An 18,533-nucleotide genomic window follows, 5' to 3' on the forward strand; every position below is an offset into this window, starting at 1 on the left:
GATTTTAAGTATGAAAACATTAAAAAGAACAATAATAGGGTTAGCTTCATTAGCCGTTTTATTTACTGCATGTAACGACTTTGAGGAAATAAATAAAGACCCGAATGCCGTAGATGAAAGTGCGATCAAAGTATCTTATCTACTGAATAAATCAATCAAGGGGGCACAGCAGAACCCGCATATCGCAGAGCGTGTGTTCGTGTATCAATGGAAAAGTGCGGCTCGTTTTGAACGTCGTAGTGGTTTAGCTACAGGTGCGAATTATAATGATTATAATACGGACTACTTTGGCGTTGATTATGGAGTGGGATGGCTGAACAATGTTAATATGGCCGTGAAAATTGGTACGGAACGTGCCGCCAATCCGGAGTATCCTTATGAGAACAATTTGCTACAGATGTCTCGTATTTGGCGGGCTTATGTCATCTCTGAATTGGCTGATAACTTTGGTCCTGTGCCTCCGGCAAACGCTTTTGATGGTATCGTAGAATATAAGAGTATAGAAGATATTTATGATTTTATTATTTCTGAATTGAAAGATGCCGCTGGCAAGATAGATGTAAATGCGGATATGAGCGCTATTACATCAGAGAAAACGGATGCTTTCTATGATGGTGATGCCTCTAAATGGATAAAGTATGCGAACTCATTACGCTTGCGCTACGCTATGCGTTTATCTGCTGTAGATCAAGCTAAAGCAAAGGCTGCTTTTGAGGATGCCGCTTCGACGAATAATTTTATTACTACGCAAGATGAAATTGCTCAGGTGCAAGAAAAAGGCGGTTGGACTGATCTTGATGGTGTGATGTCTCGTCCTTGGAATGCCCAACCCATTTCGGTCACCATTAATAATATGATGATTGGCCTAGGAGGAATCGATTTCCAAGTTCCTGCGGCGATAAAAGAGGATGTGGTATTGAAAGATGCTCGTAATTATCTAGGCCTTCGATTAGAAAAACACTTACCGGTTTCTACGAATGATCCGGCTGCAGGCTATTTCTTTGATGCTCTTCCTTCAAAGATTGATCCTCGTGCTACTAAGTTGTTTCATATTCCGGGATATGATGATGGTACTGTTTATTTCTCTAATATCGGTTTGGCTGATAAGGCTCGTTTAGCGGATCCTGCTACTGGAAATGTTGAGGATAACAATAAGACATATTTGGAGTTGAACGTGAAATATACTTGGAATACTTGGGTTGCTGGAAAATGGGATAAATACTCAGCGCTAACCAGCGAATTGACAGGAGCAAGTAAGACTTATCCTTCTTTATCCAAGATATATCGTGAAAGTACGAATAAGCGTGTATGGTTTGGGCCGTGGGAGACGGAGTTCTTATTGGCTGAAGCTGCGTTGTATGGTTGGAACGTGTCTGGTAGTGCGAAATCTCATTATGAGGCTGGTATAGCAGCTAGCTTTGAATATCACGGTGTATCTGAGTTCTTAAATGATTATTTGAGTTCTACGGAATATAACCGTGTAGGTACTTCTGTCGCTTTTGATCATACGGCGGAAGCAAAGTCTTATACGGCTGAATATGTAGATGGTTATACTGGTGAGAAAAAGACTACTACTTATACTTATCCGAAAAATTCTATTTATAAGAATGGTACGGTCAATAATGATAAGCTGACAAAGATAATCTCGCAAAAATACTTGGCACAGGTTCCTTGGTTACCTTTAGAGGCATGGTCTGATCATCGTCGTTTAGGTTTGCCTTTCTTTGAGAATCAAGCTGTTGAGATAGATTATAACGTTTCTAGTAACGAGTTGCCTCTTACTCGTGCTAACTGTAAGGAATGTAAGTGGGAATTCTATCAAGAACGTCTGCGCTATCCAGCGAATATGGAAATCAATAGTAAGGATAGTTATATGAAAGCTGTTGAGCTATTGGGTGGAGCTGATTTAATTTCTACTCCGCTATGGTGGGCTAAACATTGATTTATATGAAAGAGGGTGTGTCAAAAGCCCCTGTTTTTGTGTATTTGTGCCGACCGCTATTATAAGCATCTAACAATGCCCATCGTAAGCCCCTGCCGACTGCGGTCGAAAGGTGCTTATGATGGGCATTCTAATAAACGTAGTATATCTTACTTGACCAACGCAGTATATATTATTGGGGCAACGCAGTATATATATTGTCCATTCCTAAAATCACTTGTCACTAAACTCACGACCTTCCTGGTTTACTGAGATACCGGAGTGATACTCATCTCTCTCCGGTTACTCTTGTATATGTTAAACTCAAAACATATCTGCCCTTTTTATGTTTATACAGGATAAATGACATTCGTTGACGCAAAAACTAAAACATTGTCTATCAAAATAAACAAAAAACAGTAGTTATGTTGAAAAGATTCAGACCAGTCAGCTTAATCCTGTTGGTAGGGGCGCTTGGGTTCTCGGGAAACTTATACGCCACGCCTATGCCCGGGATTCCGAAGGTTGACATTTCCCAGCAAAACGCAAAGGTGTCGGGAATAGTTGAGGATGCCTTAGGACCCGTTACCGGGGCGTCCGTAATCGTGAAAGGAACTACCAATGGTACTATGACCGACTTGGACGGGCATTTTACTTTGGATAACGTGAAGAAAGGGGATATCATACAGATATCGTTTATCGGTTATACCTCGCAAGACATCCCATATACCGGCCAGTCCGAGATTACGGTTAAACTCGTGGAAGATACCCAGAAACTCGATGAGGTGGTGGTGACTGCCTTGGGTATGAAACGAGATAAGAAAGCCTTGGGCTATGCCATGCAGGAGTTGAAAGGGGACGACCTCTTGGCCTCCCGTGAGCCGAATTTGGCGAACTCCCTTTCCGGTAAGGTTTCCGGTTTGCAGATCGTCCGTTCAAGCAATGGCGTAGGAGGGTCCTCTAAGATCGTACTTCGTGGTAATAACTCATTGACGGGTAGCAACCAGCCCTTGATCGTCGTAGACGGTACCCCGATGGATAACTTCACCGGTGGCGTGGATGATGTATGGGGTAACTCCGGAGCGGACATGGGTAACGGCCTTTCGGATATCAACCCGGAAGATATCGAGTCCATGACGGTATTGAAGGGTGCTTCCGCCGCCGCCCTTTATGGCTCACGTGCCGGTAACGGTGTGATCTTGATCACTACCAAGTCCGGACGTAAGAACGAGGGACTCGGTATTACGATCAACGCCGGTATCACCGCCGAGACGATTTTCCTGAAACCTGATTTACAGAACGACTTCGGACAAGGCTCCGTGGGCGTTTACGATAACCAATCCCGCCTTAGCTGGGGACCGAAAGCCACGGGACAAATGGTAACCGATTGGAGAGGCAATCAAATCCCCCTGCATACTTATGATAATATCGACGCTTTTTTCCGCACCGGAACCTCCTTTAACGAGGGTGTCAGCTTCCAGCAGAACATAAAGGGGACGGCGGTATTCGCCTCCGTAAACCGTTCCGACGATGCTAGCATCACCCCACGCTCAAAACTAAACAAGACGAATATTACCTTGCGTGCCACCACTTTCTTGGATGAGGCGGAAAAGTGGAAAGTAGATGCCAAGGTGAATTATATCAATCAAAACGCACATAACCGCCCGATTCAGGGCGTGAATCCCTCGAACGCTTTCAATACGATCTATAACCTGCCTCGTTCCTTGAATATCCGTGAGTTTGAGGATGACGTGGATGAGCAAGGCAATATGATTTGGTATGACGCCTCCAAGAATCCGCAGGAGAACCCTTATTGGGTGACCCGTTATCGCCAGAACGAGGATACCCGTAACCGTTTGTTAGGAAATATCTCCTTGAAATATGCCCCGACCGATTGGTTCGATATTGAGTTGAGAGGTGGTACGGATTATTATACCACGACGAAGAGCGAGAAAGTATATGCCGGTGGTAATACCAGTCCGAGAGGTCTGTATACCGAGGGATCGGAGACCTTCTATGAGAATAACTTCAGTTTCTTGGCTACGGCCCGGAAGGATAACTTGATCGATCGGCTGGGAGGCTTCGTTACTTTCGGTGGTAACTTGATGCTCCAGCAGCGTAATAAGATGAACGCTTCTGCCGGAGAGTTGTTGGTGCCGAACTTGTTCTCGCTGAATAATGGCGTGAATAAGCCAACAGTCACTTCCGAGTTGATCCGCCGTCGTATGAATTCCTTGTACGGGTCGTTGCAGTTGAACTGGGATGGTTATCTGTTCTTGGATGTTACGGCACGTAACGATTGGTCGTCTACGATGTCGAAAGCCAACCGCTCTTATTTCTATCCGTCTGTCAGCTTCTCCGCGGTGATCTCCGATATGTTGCCGAAGATTGGCGGAAGCATGCCGGATTGGTTCTCTTTCGCTAAGGTACGTGCCTCCTTCGCTGAGGTAGGTAACGACTTGGACCCGTATCAATTATATAACTTCTACTCTGTAGGCAAGGACCCCAACGGGAATACGACGGCGAAACCGGGTAAGGTACTTTACGACTCGGACGTACGTAGTGAGTTGATTAAATCATGGGAGGCCGGTTTCGATATCCGTTTCTTTAATAACCGGTTAGGCTTGGATGCCGCTTGGTATAAGTCCAACGCTACCCGCCAGTTACTGGATTTACCGATGGACCCGTTCTCCGGCTATGCTTCCCGTAAGATTAATGCGGGTAACATTCAGAACGAGGGTTTGGAGATCTCCTTGAACGGTACGATTCTAGACAATCCCGCCGGATTGAGCTGGAGCTCTACGGCGCAGTTCTCCTTGAACCGGAATAAGATCAAAGAATTATACGAGGGCGTGAATCTATATGATATAAAGACGTTCGACGCTATCCAGATCGTAGCTCCGGTAGGTGGTTATTATGGTGAGATCTACGGGCAGACCTTTATGCGTGTGACCGATGAGAATAGTCCTCACTATGGAAAGATCGTCGTAGGTGATGATGGTTTGCCTTTGATCTCTACCGAGAAGTCGAAAGTAGGAAACCAGAGTCCGGATTGGATGATGGGTTGGACCAATAATTTCTCTTATAAAGGTTTTAACCTGAGCTTCTTGATAGACTTCCGTATCGGTGGTAGCATCTATTCGGCGACAGCCTCCAACCTGTATACCCGGGGTAACGCCGCCGGAACAGTGGTGAATGGTGATCGTGCCGAATTCGTGGTACCGAATACCGTGGTTCAACAGGGCAGTGGTTATGCGGAGAATACGGTCGCCGTCACTCCCCAGAACTATTGGGAGCGTATTGGGTCTACCGGAAATTATGGTTTACCAGAGGTTTATACCTATAGCGCCACCAATGTCCGTTTGCGTAATATCACCTTTGGCTACGAGTTCAATCGACAGATGTTGAAGAAAACGCCTTTCCAGCGTGTACGTCTATCCGCTACTTGTAACAATGTTTGGATGATCCATTATAACTTGCCGGGTATCGACCCCGAGTCCGTTGCCGCCACGAATACCAACGCTACCGGATTCGAGAATGGAGCCGCGCCGACCAGTCGTTCCTATACGTTTAACGTAACCGTGGGATTCTAATGGAATACATGATAATTTGAATTACGATAAAAATGATGAAGATGAAAACAAGAAATATACTTTTTACCGGACTGGTATCGGTGGCTGCTCTTCTTTCTTCCTGTAATGACTTTCAGGAGATCAATGAGGACCCGAATCTTGTGGGAGAGGATAAGGTGAAACCCCAATGGTTCCTGAATGCCTCTATCATGGGAGACCAGATGAACCCAGAGATAGCCGAGCGTATCTTTATCTTGTACTGGGACCGTGCTTCCCGTTTCAATAGGGGAAGTGGTTTTACGATCGGTACGGATAACAATGATTATAGTACTACCTACTTGAGTAACGATTACGCCGTGGGTTGGCTGAACCAAGTGACCAAAGCGATCCAGTTAGGAGAGCAGATGGTTGCCAATGGCGAGGCGGATACTTATCCTTATTATAAGAACGTGATCCAGATGTCCCGCATCTGGCGTGCTTACTTGAACTCGGAAGTAGCTGACGGTTTCGGGCCGATCCCAGCGTTAGCCGCTTTCTCCGGTGTACCGGCTGAGTACGATAGTGTAGAGGCTATCTATCAATTTATATTGAAAGAATTACGGGAAGCTGAGTCTGCGTTAGACCCCTCCTTGGATATGTCCGCTATGGCTAACGAGGATGCTTTCTATGCGGGAAATGTTGCGAAATGGAAGAAGTACGCCAACTCCTTGCGTATGCGTTTGGCGATGCGTATCTCAGCTGTCGATCCTGCCTTAGCGAAAGCGGAATTTGAGGATGCCGCCTCTAAGACATTTATTTCCGAGCCAACCGATATCGCTTCCGTGCAGGAGAAAGAGGGTTGGGATGAGCTGACGAGCGTGATGTCTCGTCCTTGGAATGGGCAGGCGATGTCCGTGACGTTTAAGAACTTGGTAGTTGGTTTGGGTGGACAGGAATTTCCGTTGCCGGACTCCTTAAAAAGCCATTTGAAGAATCCATACGATTATCAAGGTTTATATTTGAACCAGCACTTCCCGCTGACGACGAATGATCCGTGCGCCGGTTTCTATTTCGACGGTATACCTCAATATGTAGATCCCCGTGCCCCGAAGTTGTTTAGTGTAGTGGGCTGGGATGATGGTGTGGTTTATTCCGATTATATCGGTGCGGCCAGCGAGGTGAAGCCGGTTCACTTGAAGAATCCGGCGGATAATACCCAGAATATGTTGACGATCGATCCGAAATATACGTGGGGCACTTGGGTCGCCGGAGAATGGGACGTGAAAGCCGGTCTGGTAAGTGAGCTGACAGGTAAGAATTATAATTATCCCTCTATATCGAAACAATATCGAATGAGCACCAATAAGCGTGTTTTCTTCGGCCCGTGGGAAAGTTACTTCTTATTGGCGGAGGCTGCGGTGAAAGGCTGGAAAGTTCCGGGAACGGCTAAATCCAATTATGAGTCTGGTGTTACGGCTAGTTTTGAGTATCATGGCTTATTGAGCCAAGTCGGTGATTACCTATCGTCTCAGAAATACAACCGTGTAGGTACTTCCGTCGCTTTCGACCATACGACAGAGGCGAAATCGTATACGATCCGTTATACGGACCCATATACGAAGGAGGTAAAAAGCCGTACGTATGAATATCCCCATAACTCGATCTACCGGAATGGCGCTTATAATAATGATGCTCTGACGAAGATTATCACCCAGAAATATATAGCGCAAGTTCCTTGGTTGCCGGAAGAGGCTTGGAGCGATCATCGTCGTTTAGGTCTTCCTTTCTTCGAGAACCAAGCGGTAGAGAAGGATTACAACCCATTGAATCAAGTTCCTTTGACGGTCGCTACCTCTAAGGAATGCCGTTGGGATTTCTACCCGAAACGTTATCGTTATCCGGCGAATATCCAAACGAATAATCAAGTGGGTTATGCGCAAGCTCTCCAGCTTTTGGGCGGCCCGGACTTGACGACTACTCCACTTTGGTGGAACGCTAAATAGCGAACCTGCTTGGTCTGTTTTATATATACTTTTTCGGTGTCACGCATTTATTTGTGTGGCACCGTTTTTTTGAGATTTACTCAATCGTGCTTAGCCATTTCTCCAGTTCGTCAGTCCATTGACGTTTGTATACGAAGTTGTCCCGGAACCCAAAACTATGGCCGCCTTTTGGGTAAATATGTAAGGAGGCGGACACCTTGTTTTTTAGCAAAGCGAGATAATAAAGCACGCTATTCTCCGGGCTAACCGCCTCGTCATCCGAAGCCAACGCTATAAAGGCGGGAGGTGTCAGTGCGTTTACGTGCAATTCCAGAGAGAAAGCTTCCTCTTCCTCATGCGTGGGATTCGCTCCTAATAGCCGTTCCCTCGATTTAAGGTGCGTTAAATGAGGTAGCATACTGATAACCGGATAAAGGAGTATTTGGAAATCTGGACGTGCGTCGTCTACCCCGAATATTGCGGCATGCCCGGCGATATAACCGCCAATGGAGGCACCCATGACACCGACCTTCGTAATCTTCCACTCTTCCGAGTAATTATGGAGGATGCGGAGACCTTGGCGAACATCGTCCAGAGGAACTTCCCTATGTCCGTTCGGCATCCGGTATTTCAATACGGCATAAGTAATACCTTGCGCGTTAAACCATGCGGCCATATCACGCCCCTCATGTCCGATCGAAATCTTGGAAAGTCCGCCACCCGGACACATCAAGATCGCCTTGCCATTCGGCTTCGTCGCCGGATAAACCAATAGGGAAGGGTTCGATATATTGGATATGGCATTCGGGGCATCTTCCAATTCTACGCCGGCCAATCCATTACTAGTGGGCGCTCCATCCGGCCAAAGTAGGATAATCCTATTTTTCTGTTGTATTGTTTCCATTTTCTATATTCTGAATTGTGTTTATAGTATAAAACAACGTTGGCCTTTGATTAGTTTAGCATTCAAGATCTTTTCGAATCATCATCGTATATAAAAAAGTCCGGAAAAGACGAGGAAAATCACCCTCCATCCTTTTCGGACTTTTATCCTATTACATTGAAAGATAAATTATTGCATACCTTCCGTAGTCATTTCCTTATTGATCTTTTTAACTAATCCCTGAAGAACGGCACCCGGGCCTAACTCGATGAAATGAGTGGCACCGTCGGCGATCATGTTCTGTACGCTTTGGGTCCAACGTACCGGGGCGGTTAACTGTGCGATCAAGTTAGTCTTAATTGTTTCCGGGCAAGTCTCGGCTTTCGTGCTTACGTTCTGGTAAACCGGGCAAGAAGGTTTATTGATCGTCGTAGCCTCGATAGCGGCAGCCAACTCAGTACGAGCTGGTTCCATCAATGGAGAATGGAACGCTCCACCTACTTTCAACTTCAAGGCACGCTTAGCGCCTGCGGCCAATAACTTCTCGCAAGCCTGATCGATACCGGGGATAGAGCCGGAGATTACCAATTGGCCCGGGCAATTATAGTTAGCGCAAACCACTACCTCGTCCTTGATGCTCGCGCAAATTTCCTCAACCGTCGCATCCGGCAAGGCTAATACGGCGGCCATTGTAGAGGGAGTTGCCTCGCAAGCCTTTTGCATAGCCATGGCACGTTTGGAAACTAATACCAAGCCGTCCTCGAAAGACAATGCTCCGGCAGCTACCAAGGCAGAGAATTCTCCTAATGAGTGACCTGCGGTCATATCCGGTTGGAATTGATCACCTAATGTTTTCGCGAGAATGACAGAGTGTAAGAAGATCGCTGGTTGAGTAACTTTGGTTTGTCTCAGATCCTCGTCTGTTCCGGCAAACATTAAATCCGTGATACGGAAACCAAGGATCTCGTTAGCCTTCTCAAACATCTCTTTAGCAAGAGGATTATTATCGTAGAGGTCTTTGCCCATACCTACGAACTGTGCCCCCTGACCGGGAAATACGTACGCTTTCATCTTTCTAATTTTTTTCTAATTTCAGTTTTTTAAGACGGTGCAAAGGTAATAAATTTGGAATAATGAGGCTACTATTCATTACAAATTGTATCTTTGCCCCCATAGAAACGAGAATATTAATGACTAATATTATAATATCATGAATGAATTACTATTTTTAGGAAACTTAGGTACAGGCGAGATCGTGATCATCGCCATTGTTGTGTTATTGCTTTTCGGTGGTAAGAAAATTCCTGAGCTGATGAAAGGTATCGGTAAGGGCGTGAAGAATTTCAAGGACGGTGTAAAAGGATTGGAAGACGATATCAAATTAGACGATACGGAAAAGAAGTAAAGGAAGATGCAACAAGAAGAAATGTCATTCTGGGATCACCTAGAAGAACTTCGTTGGACTTTATTTCGTTCTATTTTAGCGCTCTTTGTTTTTGCTATAGCCGGGTTCTCGGTAATGCCGTGGCTGTTCGATAATGTCGTGATGGCCCCGTGTAGCTCCGATTTCATCGTCTATCGGGAAATGTGTAAGATTAGTTCTCATTTTTCTTTTCTCCCGGACTTTTGTAATGATACTTTCCATGTGAACATTGTCAATATCAAGCTGGCTTCCCAGTTCTTCACGCATATGACAAGTTCTTTCTGGTTGGCGTTATTATTGACTTTCCCCTATTTGATGTGGGAGATCTGGAAGTTCGTAAGTCCGGCTCTTTACGAAAATGAGAAGAAAAATGTACGTTGGGTATTCTTGTTCGGAACGATAATGTTCTTTATCGGATGCTCAGTGGGTTATTTCTTGGTGTTCCCGATGACACTACGTTTCTTGGCGACTTACGAGTTGAGTGCCGCCATTACGGAACAGGTATCCCTTGATTCTTACATGGATAACTTCTTGATGTTGATATTCGTGATGGGAATCGTATTTGAGATGCCATTGGTATCTTGGCTATTATCTCAGATAGGGCTGCTAAACCGCTCGTTCTTTCATAAATACAGACGGCATGCTGTTGTCGGCTTGTTAGTTGGTGCGGCGTTCATCACTCCAAGTAGTGATCCGTTTACGTTAAGTATCGTATTCTTACCGCTCTACGGTTTGTATGAGTTGAGTGCGTTCTTCGTGAAAAAAGCCCCAAAGGAAGAAGACGAGGAGAATGAGGAAGATAATAATGAGGAATAAATCCCGAAAGTTATAATAATGTAATATAAAAAAGACGTAACTCTGTTTAAGGGCTACGTCTTTTTTTATTATTTCAATAAAGGTAACCGGTCCAGCATATTCCTTAGCTTGATGGCTATACGAGGCATCGGCTCGGCTACCGTAAGACCTACCAGATCATACTTGGATGCTATATTGTTGATAACACGTACGACCTCGTCTATTTTCATCCCGTTAGGCTCTACGCCGACTCCCGCTATCATATCCGCCGGATCGATTACGTCCATATCGAAGTGAACGACAACTTTGGATGCGCCCGTCCCTTTTAACCACTTGAGGATGGAGGAACTATCCTTCGCCACCTCCTCTGGTGATAAACCTTTTATACCTAAGTTCTTCTGCCGTTCTTTCATGCCCTCATCCCACGAGCGTAAACCTACGATTAAGGTATTCGAGACCTTGAACTTTCCCGGTAATAATTGAAGAATCTCTTCATCACCCATCCCTAGACAGGCCGTAAGGGCCATCGCATGATATCCCTTATACTCGTCATACGGCAAGTTTATATCCGGATGTGCGTCTATCCAGACAATGGCTATATCATCCGGATATTTAGCAGCCAGATAGGTGAAGGGTACGACACTTACCGAACATTCGCCCCCTAAGGTGACAATCTTTTCTGGAGCGTTTTCGTGCAGTAATTCGAGGGCTGCTTTTGTTTGTTTCAGAATAACCTTGCGGGCGCTGATCCCTAGATCCGTTTCTCTATCGTTTATATCTAGTGAGATGGGTACTTCCACGGTTTTCTGGGGACTTGGGGGAGCGAGGATATTGAGTAATTGAGCTCCTAGGTAATACCCTCTGGAAGCGTCGTCCGCAGGAAGGTCGGGCATCCAATGATTCACGATCCCACCTTGCCATTGGGGATAGATCAAACGAAGTGTCGATGTTTTATCTTCCATGTTATCGTAGTTTTTGTACAAAGTTAAAGGATTCCACCGAATTCTCGTCTTGATGAAAAAAGATTTTCTCCTTGATGAAAATAGATTCTCATCATAATGAAAAAAGATTTTCACCCTGATGAAAATAGAAAGTTTTCCCCGTAAACTGTTTCTCTTTCGAAATAATTTATGTATGTTTGCTCAAACTCAAAACGAATTGCATAACATGAAGCACATGTCTATATTGGCGGTCTCTTTGCTGGCACTCGTGGCCTGCACGCCTGAAAAGAAACAGGAGGCGGATTACTCGCAGTATGTGAACCCCATGATCGGTACGGATTTTACCGGCAATACCTACCCGGGAGCCCAAGTTCCTTTTGGTATGGTACAATTGAGCCCGGATAACGGTTTGCCGGGTTGGGATCGCATCTCGGGGTATTTCTATCCGGATACGACGATCGCCGGCTTTAGCCATACGCACCTTTCCGGTACGGGGGCAGGCGATTTATACGATATCTCTTTTATGCCCGTGACCCGTCCTTATAAAGAGGCCCCGGCGCCGTTAGGAATCTATTCCACGTTCTCGCATAATGACGAGGCGGCTTCCGCAGGATATTACCGGGTATTGCTGAAGGATTATAACATTAACGTGGAGCTTACGGCTACCGAGCGTTGCGGTATCCAGCGGTATACCTTCCCGGAGGCCGAGGCTTCGGTATTCTTGAACTTGAAGAAGGCGATGAATTGGGACTTTACCTTGGATTCCAAGATCGAGGTGGTAGACTCTACGACGATCCGTGGATACCGCCTATCCCAAGGCTGGTCTCCCTTGCAGCATGTTTATTTCGAGACCCGTTTCTCTAAGCCTTTCGTGGCTTGTCATATGGATACGACTTCTATCGTGACCAAGGAAAAAGGTTGGATCGGTACGGCCTATGTGGCCCGTTTCGATTTCAATACGAAGAAGGATGAGGAAATCCTTGTCACGACCGGAATCTCTGGTGTCAGCATGGAGGGAGCGGGAAAGAATTTGCGTGCGGAAACCCCGAAGGATGATTTCGATTACTATCAAGCGCAGGCTAGCGCGAATTGGAACCGACAGCTTTCCAAGATTGAGGTGAAGAGCCGGAATACGGACGATATGGTGAAATTCTATACGGCCTTGTATCATTCCATGATCGCCCCGACGATCTATAGCGACGTGGATGGTTCTTATTACGGTCCGGATCAGCAAATCCATAAAGCGGACGGATGGACGAATTACTCTACTTTCTCTTTATGGGATACCTACCGTGCCTCCCATCCGTTGTTTACGTATACGGAGCCGGAACGGGCGAATGATATGATCAAGGGTTTCTTGAAGTTCTATGAGCAGAACGGGGCTTTGCCTTTATGGAACCTTTATGGCTGGGAAACGAATATGATGATCGGTTATCATGCGGTGCCCGTTATCGTAGACGCTTATCTGAAAGGTATCGGTGATTTCAATGCCGAGAAAGCGCTGGAGGCTTGTATAGCGACAGCCAACCGGGATGACTATCGGGGTATCGGCGATTATAAGAAGTTGGGCTACGTACCGGCTTATAGCGATCCGAAAAAATGGGAGAACTGGTCTTTATCGAAGACCTTGGAGTATGCCTACGATGATTATTGCATCGCTAAGATGGCTGAGAAGATGGGTAAGAAAGAGATCGCCGACGAATTCTTTAAACGTTCACAGAATTATCATAATGTGTACAATCCGGCAACTTCCTTTATGCAGCCTCGTGATGAGAAAGGAAACTTTGCCGCTAATTTCAGCCCCGATGATTATACGGAAGATATTTGCGAGAGCAATGGTTGGCAATATTTCTGGTCCGTGCCGCAAGATCTGGACGGTTTGATCGGATTGGTAGGAAGTAAGGAACGTTTCGCCGAGAAATTGGATAGTATGTTTACCTATGTCCCCAAATCGGATGAGGAATTGCCTATCTTTAGTACAGGTATGATTGGTCAATATGCGCATGGAAATGAGCCGAGCCATCATGTGATCTACTTATATAATAAGGTCGGCCAGCCTTGGAAGACCCAGAAATACGTGGCTCAGGTATTACATGACTTGTATCTGAATGCTCCGGACGGTATTTGCGGTAATGAGGACTGTGGGCAGATGTCCGCTTGGTTTGTGTTCAGCGCCATGGGATTCTATCCGGTTGATCCGATCAGCGGCCAATATGAGATCGGTTCCCCGTTGTTCCCGGAGGTGAAGATGCATGTAGGCAATGGCAAGATCTTTACGGTTTTGGCTCCCGAGGTCTCTGCGGAGAATATTTATATCCAATCCGTGAAGCTGAACGGACAACCTTATGATAAGAGTTATATCACCCACGAGCAAATCATGAGCGGGGCGACATTGGAGTTCGTCATGGGCAGCCAGCCGGGACCGGTATGGTATACGAACGAATGAAATAGCTCTCTATGATATAATGAAGAGAAGTGCCGTGGTCATATCGCCACGGCACTTTTTTTAATCCGGTTCATGCGAATCTTTCCCATAAGCCTTGACAATATCCTTTACGATGTACCAGAGTACGAACACGACCATTATGCTTCCGATCAATATCTTTCCCACTCTTATGATAGAATCGATGTATTCTTCCATAATGTTATTATTTAAGAGATTACCGTTCGAGGTAAATGTACGGATAAAAATCGGGAAATAAGTCTATGTCTCTAAGATAATTCAGATATTTGTTCTATTTTTGAGCATTGTATAAATGATTAAATATAATAGCATGTTAAAACAAATGATAGCCTTGACGGCTTTGATGGTGTCATCCATTGCTTTTGCGCAAGACCGGGAGTATGTAATCGTGGTACATGGTGGTGCGGGGGCGATGGCCGGATTGGAGGAAGATCCGGTTAAGTCGGCTCAATATTACGCCGCATTGGACTCCGCTTTAATGATTGGAGATAAGGTCCTTTCTGCGGGAGGCGAGGGGCCGGAAGCGGTGATGGCCGTAATCAATTACTTCGAGGGAAATCCGTTGTTTAACGCCGGAATTGGTGCTACCTGTACGGCGGAGGGAACTTTTGAGTTGGACGCTTCCATCATGGAAGGCAAGGATTTAAGCGCAGGCGCTGTAGCTGGCTTAAAACACGTGAAGCATCCGATCAATGCCGCCTATGCCGTAAAGACAAAATCTCCGCATGTCATGCTGAGCGGAGCCGGTGCTGAGGAGTTCGCCAAGGAACAAGGCTTGGAAATGGTAGAAGACAATATGTATTTCGCTACGCCCAAGACGATGGAGTGGATCGAGAAGTTAAAGCAAGAAAGTAAGAAGAACGGTACGGTAGGCTGTGTCGTTCTGGATAAGCAAGGAAACTTAACGGCCGGGACCAGTACCGGCGGTATGTTCAAGAAACGTTGGGGGCGTATCGGTGATTCGCCCGTGATCGGGGCGGGAACGTATGCGGATAATAACAGTTGCGCCGTCTCCTGTACGGGGCATGGCGAGTATTTTATCCGTCATGCGGTAGCGTTCGATGTGTGTGCCCGCTATAAATACCTTAAGGAAAGCGTAGAGAAAGCGGCGGATTATATCATCCATATGGAATTGAATACGAACGCCGGCAACGGCGGCTTGATCGCCGTGGATAAACTAGGAAATATCGCCATGCCTTATAACAGTGGCGGTATGTTCCGCGGATTCTTGTATAAGGAGAAAGGTCGTCCGGAAATTAAGAAGGGCTGCGGTATCGGAAAGAAGATCGTTGTGGTAGGGGAAAAGTAGTTTTTTGTATCTTTACGCCAAATTCAGGATAGAATGGCGAAAACAAAAACGGTATATGTCTGCTCTAACTGTGGCGCTGATTCCCCGAAATGGCTGGGTAAATGCCCGAATTGTGGGGAGTGGAACACCTATGTAGAGGAGATTGTAACAAAGGAGCCTGCCGTGAAGCGGCCGGTTCCCGGTATTATGGAGGGCAATAAGATCCGTCCGGTGTTATTGCGTGATATAACGACGGAAGAGGAGGCCCGTATCGATTTAAAAGATGATGAATTAAACAGGGTTCTCGGCGGAGGCTTGGTGAAAGGCTCTTTGGTCTTGATCGGGGGAGAGCCGGGAATCGGAAAATCCACCTTGGTCTTGCAAACAGTGTTGGGCTTGACAGGCGTGAAAACCCTATATGTCTCGGGCGAGGAGAGCAGTCGCCAGTTGAAACTCCGGGCGGACAGATTATCGCATGATAATCCGAACTGTTTCATCCTATGCGAGACACATCTGGAACAGATTTTTACGCAAGCGGCCAATATCCAGCCGGACTTGATGATCATAGATTCCATACAAACCATCTTTACGGAAATCGTGGAATCTTCCCCCGGCAGTGTTTCCCAAGTACGCGAGTGTAGCGCCGCTATCTTGAAATACGCCAAGGAAAGCGGTGTCCCGGTCTTATTGATCGGCCATATCAATAAGGAAGGCAGTATCGCCGGTCCGAAGGTATTGGAGCATATCGTGGATACGGTGTTGCAGTTTGAGGGCGATCAGCATTATATGTATCGTATCCTGCGGAGCATCAAGAACCGTTTTGGCAGTACGGCGGAACTAGGGATTTACGAGATGCGCCAGAACGGGCTTCGTGAGGTCAGCAATCCATCCGAGTTATTATTAACCCAGAATCATGAGGGACTGAGCGGTGTCGCCATCGCCGCCGCTATCGAGGGGGTACGTCCTTTCTTGATCGAGACGCAAGCCTTGGTCAGCTCGGCGGTTTACGGTACGCCGCAACGTAGCGCCACCGGATTCGATTTACGCCGAATGAATATGTTATTGGCGGTATTGGAGAAAAGGGCGGGTTTTAAGTTGATCCAGAAAGATGTTTTCCTGAATATCGCCGGAGGTTTGAAAGTGAATGATCCGGCTATCGATTTGGCGGTAATCAGCTCCATCCTTTCCTCTAGCTTGGATATCAGCATCGAGCCGGGTGTTTGTATGGCTGGCGAGGTGGGCTTGTCCGGAGAGATCCGTCCGGTCAACCGTATTGAGCAACGTATCTTGGAGGCGGAGAAGCTGGGTTTCTCCCGGATTATCATTCCGCATAATAATCTAAAAGGTTTCGATACGGCGAAGAGCAAGATTCAAATCGTACAGGTAAAGAAAGTGGAGGAAGCCTTTCGGCAACTATTCGGTTAATATATAATAAACAATGATAAAAGAATTACAACTCAGGATATTGCCGGAAGAGGCTGTTAATGAGCAATCGCTAAGGCAAGTAGTAGCCCGTGAGACGGGTGAGGCTCCGAAAAATATCCGGGCCGTACGTGTATTGAAACGTTCGATAGACGCACGCCAGCGAACGATATTTGTCAACGTGAAACTGCGTGTTTTCATGAACGAGATGCCTAGCGAGCCGGAATATCAATTGATAGAGTATAAAGATGTCTCGGCAGGGAAACCTGTGATCGTCGTAGGAGCCGGTCCGGGAGGTCTGTTCGCCGCCTTGCGCTTGATAGAGTTAGGTTTGCGCCCCATCATCGTCGAGCGAGGTAAGGACGTGCGGGAACGCAAGAAAGATATCGCCTTGATCAGTCGTGAGCATAAGGTGAACGGAGAATCAAATTATAGTTTTGGTGAGGGCGGTGCCGGCGCTTATTCTGATGGAAAGCTGTATACCCGTAGCAAGAAAAGAGGCTCGGTAGATAAGATACTGAATATCTTTTGCCAGTTTGGGGCAAGTCCCTCTATCTTGGCGGATGCCCATCCGCATATCGGAACCGATAAGCTCCCCCGTGTGATCGAGAATATCCGGGAGCAAATCAAGCGATGCGGAGGTGAGGTACATTTCGAGACCCGTATGGATGCTTTTATCATGAAAGAGAACGAGGTGATCGGCATCGAGACGAATACGGGAAAGAGCTTTTACGGGCCTGTTATCTTAGCTACCGGCCATTCCGCCCGTGATGTCTATAACTATTTATACGAACGCCAGATCCAGATCGAGGCGAAAGGGATCGCAGTCGGTGTTCGTCTGGAACATCCTCAGGAATTGATCGACCAAATCCAGTATCATCGGAAAGAAGGTCGTGGGAAATATCTTCCTGCGGCAGAGTATAGTTTTGTGACGCAAGCGAATAACCGGGGCGTCTATTCCTTCTGTATGTGTCCGGGAGGTTTCGTAGTTCCTGCGGCGAGCGGACCTAAGCAGGTCGTGGTAAATGGAATGTCGCCTTCTAACCGGGGTTCCCGCTGGTCTAACTCAGGGATGGTGGTAGAGATCCGTCCGGAAGATTATTCCGAACTGGTAGGGCAGGAGGAGCTTTATCTTCGGAATGGCGAGAAGGTGGATGCGGACTCCCCATTAGCGTTGATGGCCTTTCAGGAACGTCTGGAAGAGGTCTGTTGGTTGAATGGAGGCATGAAGCAAACGGCTCCCGCCCAGCGCATGGATGATTTCATGCGGAAGAAGAACTCTTTCGATTTACCGGTTTCCTCGTATACGCCGGGTCTGCTGGCCTCTCCGTTGCATTTTTGGATGCCGGAATTCGTGACCAGTCGCCTGCGGGAAGGTTTCCGTTATTTCGGTAAGGTCTCTAGAGGCTTCTTGACCAACGAGGCAACCATGATCGGCGTAGAGACCCGTACATCCGCTCCGGTTCGTATCGTCCGTGATCGGGATACCTATCAACACGTCACGGTAAAAGGTCTTTTCCCTTGCGGTGAGGGAGCGGGGTATGCGGGAGGAATCGTATCCGCTGCCATCGACGGGGAACGTTGTGCGGAAGGAGTGTATAATTTAGAATCCAATAAATAAGAAAAATGAAAAGTGGTATGAAAATAGGAATATCCCTTTGTCTGGGAGTTCTTATGTGTTTGAATGCGGGTTGTACGGGAAAGAAGTCTGCTGCGGAAGAGCCGGAATTAACGTACAGTGTAAGTATTCGATAAACTCCCTCGTATATTGGGTAACGTATGTTCATAATGTCGTTTATTCATTTTATCGTTCTATGATTTATTGTTACATCAATTCAACCCAAAGATGTGCGGGTTCTATAG

The 18,533-nt window shown here is 46.6% G+C and carries 13 protein-coding genes; 9 read left to right on the forward strand and 4 right to left on the reverse strand.

The features are described 5' to 3' along the window. The first annotated feature begins 10 nt into the window (after positions 1-10). The 3 genes from NBH07_RS21050 (at position 11) to NBH07_RS21060 (ending at position 7,475) form a co-directional block, all read left to right on the forward strand. The gene (locus tag NBH07_RS21050) at positions 11-1,942 is read left to right on the forward strand and encodes a SusD/RagB family nutrient-binding outer membrane lipoprotein (protein WP_156682768.1); all 1,932 of its coding nucleotides are present in this window, start codon (positions 11-13) and stop codon (positions 1,940-1,942) included. Between the two features lie 404 nt (positions 1,943-2,346). Then, complete coding sequence (locus tag NBH07_RS21055; protein ID WP_005866149.1) at positions 2,347-5,514, forward strand: SusC/RagA family TonB-linked outer membrane protein; 3,168 nt, start codon at positions 2,347-2,349, stop codon at positions 5,512-5,514. A 41-nt stretch (positions 5,515-5,555) separates the two neighbouring features. Then, on the forward strand, positions 5,556-7,475 hold the full coding sequence (locus tag NBH07_RS21060) for a SusD/RagB family nutrient-binding outer membrane lipoprotein (protein WP_044545814.1): 1,920 nt from the start codon (positions 5,556-5,558) through the stop codon (positions 7,473-7,475). A 76-nt stretch (positions 7,476-7,551) separates the two neighbouring features. On the opposite strand, the gene NBH07_RS21065 is transcribed toward NBH07_RS21060, so the two are convergent. After that, on the reverse strand, positions 7,552-8,358 hold the full coding sequence (locus NBH07_RS21065; RefSeq protein WP_005858263.1) for an alpha/beta hydrolase: 807 nt from the start codon (positions 8,356-8,358) through the stop codon (positions 7,552-7,554). A gap of 168 nt (positions 8,359-8,526) precedes the next feature. Next, positions 8,527-9,408 (reverse strand): ACP S-malonyltransferase, encoded by an 882-nt coding sequence (gene fabD, locus NBH07_RS21070; protein ID WP_005858261.1) that lies wholly within the window; start codon positions 9,406-9,408, stop codon positions 8,527-8,529. Positions 9,409-9,547: 139 nt separating this feature from the next. On the opposite strand from fabD, the gene NBH07_RS21075 reads away from it, so the two are divergent. Both NBH07_RS21075 and tatC read left to right on the forward strand, forming a co-directional pair. Then, on the forward strand, positions 9,548-9,742 hold the full coding sequence (locus NBH07_RS21075) for a Sec-independent protein translocase subunit TatA/TatB (RefSeq protein WP_005858259.1): 195 nt from the start codon (positions 9,548-9,550) through the stop codon (positions 9,740-9,742). 6 nt (positions 9,743-9,748) lie between these two features. Further along, a complete protein-coding gene (gene tatC, locus NBH07_RS21080; protein ID WP_005858256.1) occupies positions 9,749-10,576 on the forward strand; it encodes a twin-arginine translocase subunit TatC in 828 nt (275 codons plus the stop codon). Between the two features lie 68 nt (positions 10,577-10,644). Here the strand turns inward: tatC and NBH07_RS21085 are convergent, their stop codons facing one another. After that, positions 10,645-11,517: an arginase family protein gene (locus tag NBH07_RS21085; RefSeq protein ID WP_005858254.1), complete on the reverse strand. Its 873-nt coding sequence runs from the start codon at positions 11,515-11,517 to the stop codon at positions 10,645-10,647. 118 nt (positions 11,518-11,635) lie between these two features. Here NBH07_RS21085 and NBH07_RS21090 point away from each other — a divergent pair, with 118 nt between their 5' ends. Beyond that, positions 11,636-13,942, forward strand: a complete 2,307-nt coding sequence (locus NBH07_RS21090) for a GH92 family glycosyl hydrolase (RefSeq protein ID WP_156682769.1) — start codon at positions 11,636-11,638, stop codon at positions 13,940-13,942. Positions 13,943-14,002: 60 nt separating this feature from the next. On the opposite strand, the gene NBH07_RS22525 is transcribed toward NBH07_RS21090, so the two are convergent. Further along, entirely contained in the window at positions 14,003-14,137 is a 135-nt protein-coding gene (locus NBH07_RS22525; protein WP_005858250.1) for a hypothetical protein, read from the reverse strand. A 133-nt stretch (positions 14,138-14,270) separates the two neighbouring features. On the opposite strand from NBH07_RS22525, the gene NBH07_RS21095 reads away from it, so the two are divergent. From NBH07_RS21095 to NBH07_RS21105, 3 genes are read left to right on the forward strand one after another with little or no spacing between them, the layout of a single operon-like run. After that, positions 14,271-15,269, forward strand: coding sequence for an isoaspartyl peptidase/L-asparaginase family protein (locus NBH07_RS21095; RefSeq protein WP_156682770.1), 999 nt, complete (start codon positions 14,271-14,273; stop codon positions 15,267-15,269). Positions 15,270-15,302: 33 nt separating this feature from the next. Beyond that, on the forward strand, positions 15,303-16,673 hold the full coding sequence (gene radA / locus NBH07_RS21100; RefSeq protein WP_156682771.1) for a DNA repair protein RadA: 1,371 nt from the start codon (positions 15,303-15,305) through the stop codon (positions 16,671-16,673). 13 nt (positions 16,674-16,686) lie between these two features. Continuing rightward, the gene (locus NBH07_RS21105; RefSeq protein WP_005858245.1) at positions 16,687-18,291 is read left to right on the forward strand and encodes an NAD(P)/FAD-dependent oxidoreductase; all 1,605 of its coding nucleotides are present in this window, start codon (positions 16,687-16,689) and stop codon (positions 18,289-18,291) included. Positions 18,292-18,533: the final 242 nt, after the last annotated feature.

The organism is Parabacteroides sp. B2-S-102 (genome assembly GCF_023656665.1).
GTDB lineage: Bacteria > Bacteroidota > Bacteroidia > Bacteroidales > Tannerellaceae > Parabacteroides > Parabacteroides distasonis.

Coding starts and splice junctions, on each gene's coding strand:
- NBH07_RS21050 (WP_156682768.1), top strand. CDS start 11: ATGAAAACATTAAAAAGAACAATAATAGGGTTAGCTTCATTAGCCGTT.
- NBH07_RS21055 (WP_005866149.1), top strand. CDS start 2,347: ATGTTGAAAAGATTCAGACCAGTCAGCTTAATCCTGTTGGTAGGGGCG.
- NBH07_RS21060 (WP_044545814.1), top strand. CDS start 5,556: ATGAAAACAAGAAATATACTTTTTACCGGACTGGTATCGGTGGCTGCT.
- NBH07_RS21065 (WP_005858263.1), bottom strand. CDS start 8,358: ATGGAAACAATACAACAGAAAAATAGGATTATCCTACTTTGGCCGGAT.
- fabD (WP_005858261.1), bottom strand. CDS start 9,408: ATGAAAGCGTACGTATTTCCCGGTCAGGGGGCACAGTTCGTAGGTATG.
- NBH07_RS21075 (WP_005858259.1), top strand. CDS start 9,548: ATGAATGAATTACTATTTTTAGGAAACTTAGGTACAGGCGAGATCGTG.
- tatC (WP_005858256.1), top strand. CDS start 9,749: ATGCAACAAGAAGAAATGTCATTCTGGGATCACCTAGAAGAACTTCGT.
- NBH07_RS21085 (WP_005858254.1), bottom strand. CDS start 11,517: ATGGAAGATAAAACATCGACACTTCGTTTGATCTATCCCCAATGGCAA.
- NBH07_RS21090 (WP_156682769.1), top strand. CDS start 11,636: ATGAAAATAGAAAGTTTTCCCCGTAAACTGTTTCTCTTTCGAAATAAT.
- NBH07_RS22525 (WP_005858250.1), bottom strand. CDS start 14,137: ATGGAAGAATACATCGATTCTATCATAAGAGTGGGAAAGATATTGATC.
- NBH07_RS21095 (WP_156682770.1), top strand. CDS start 14,271: ATGTTAAAACAAATGATAGCCTTGACGGCTTTGATGGTGTCATCCATT.
- radA (WP_156682771.1), top strand. CDS start 15,303: ATGGCGAAAACAAAAACGGTATATGTCTGCTCTAACTGTGGCGCTGAT.
- NBH07_RS21105 (WP_005858245.1), top strand. CDS start 16,687: ATGATAAAAGAATTACAACTCAGGATATTGCCGGAAGAGGCTGTTAAT.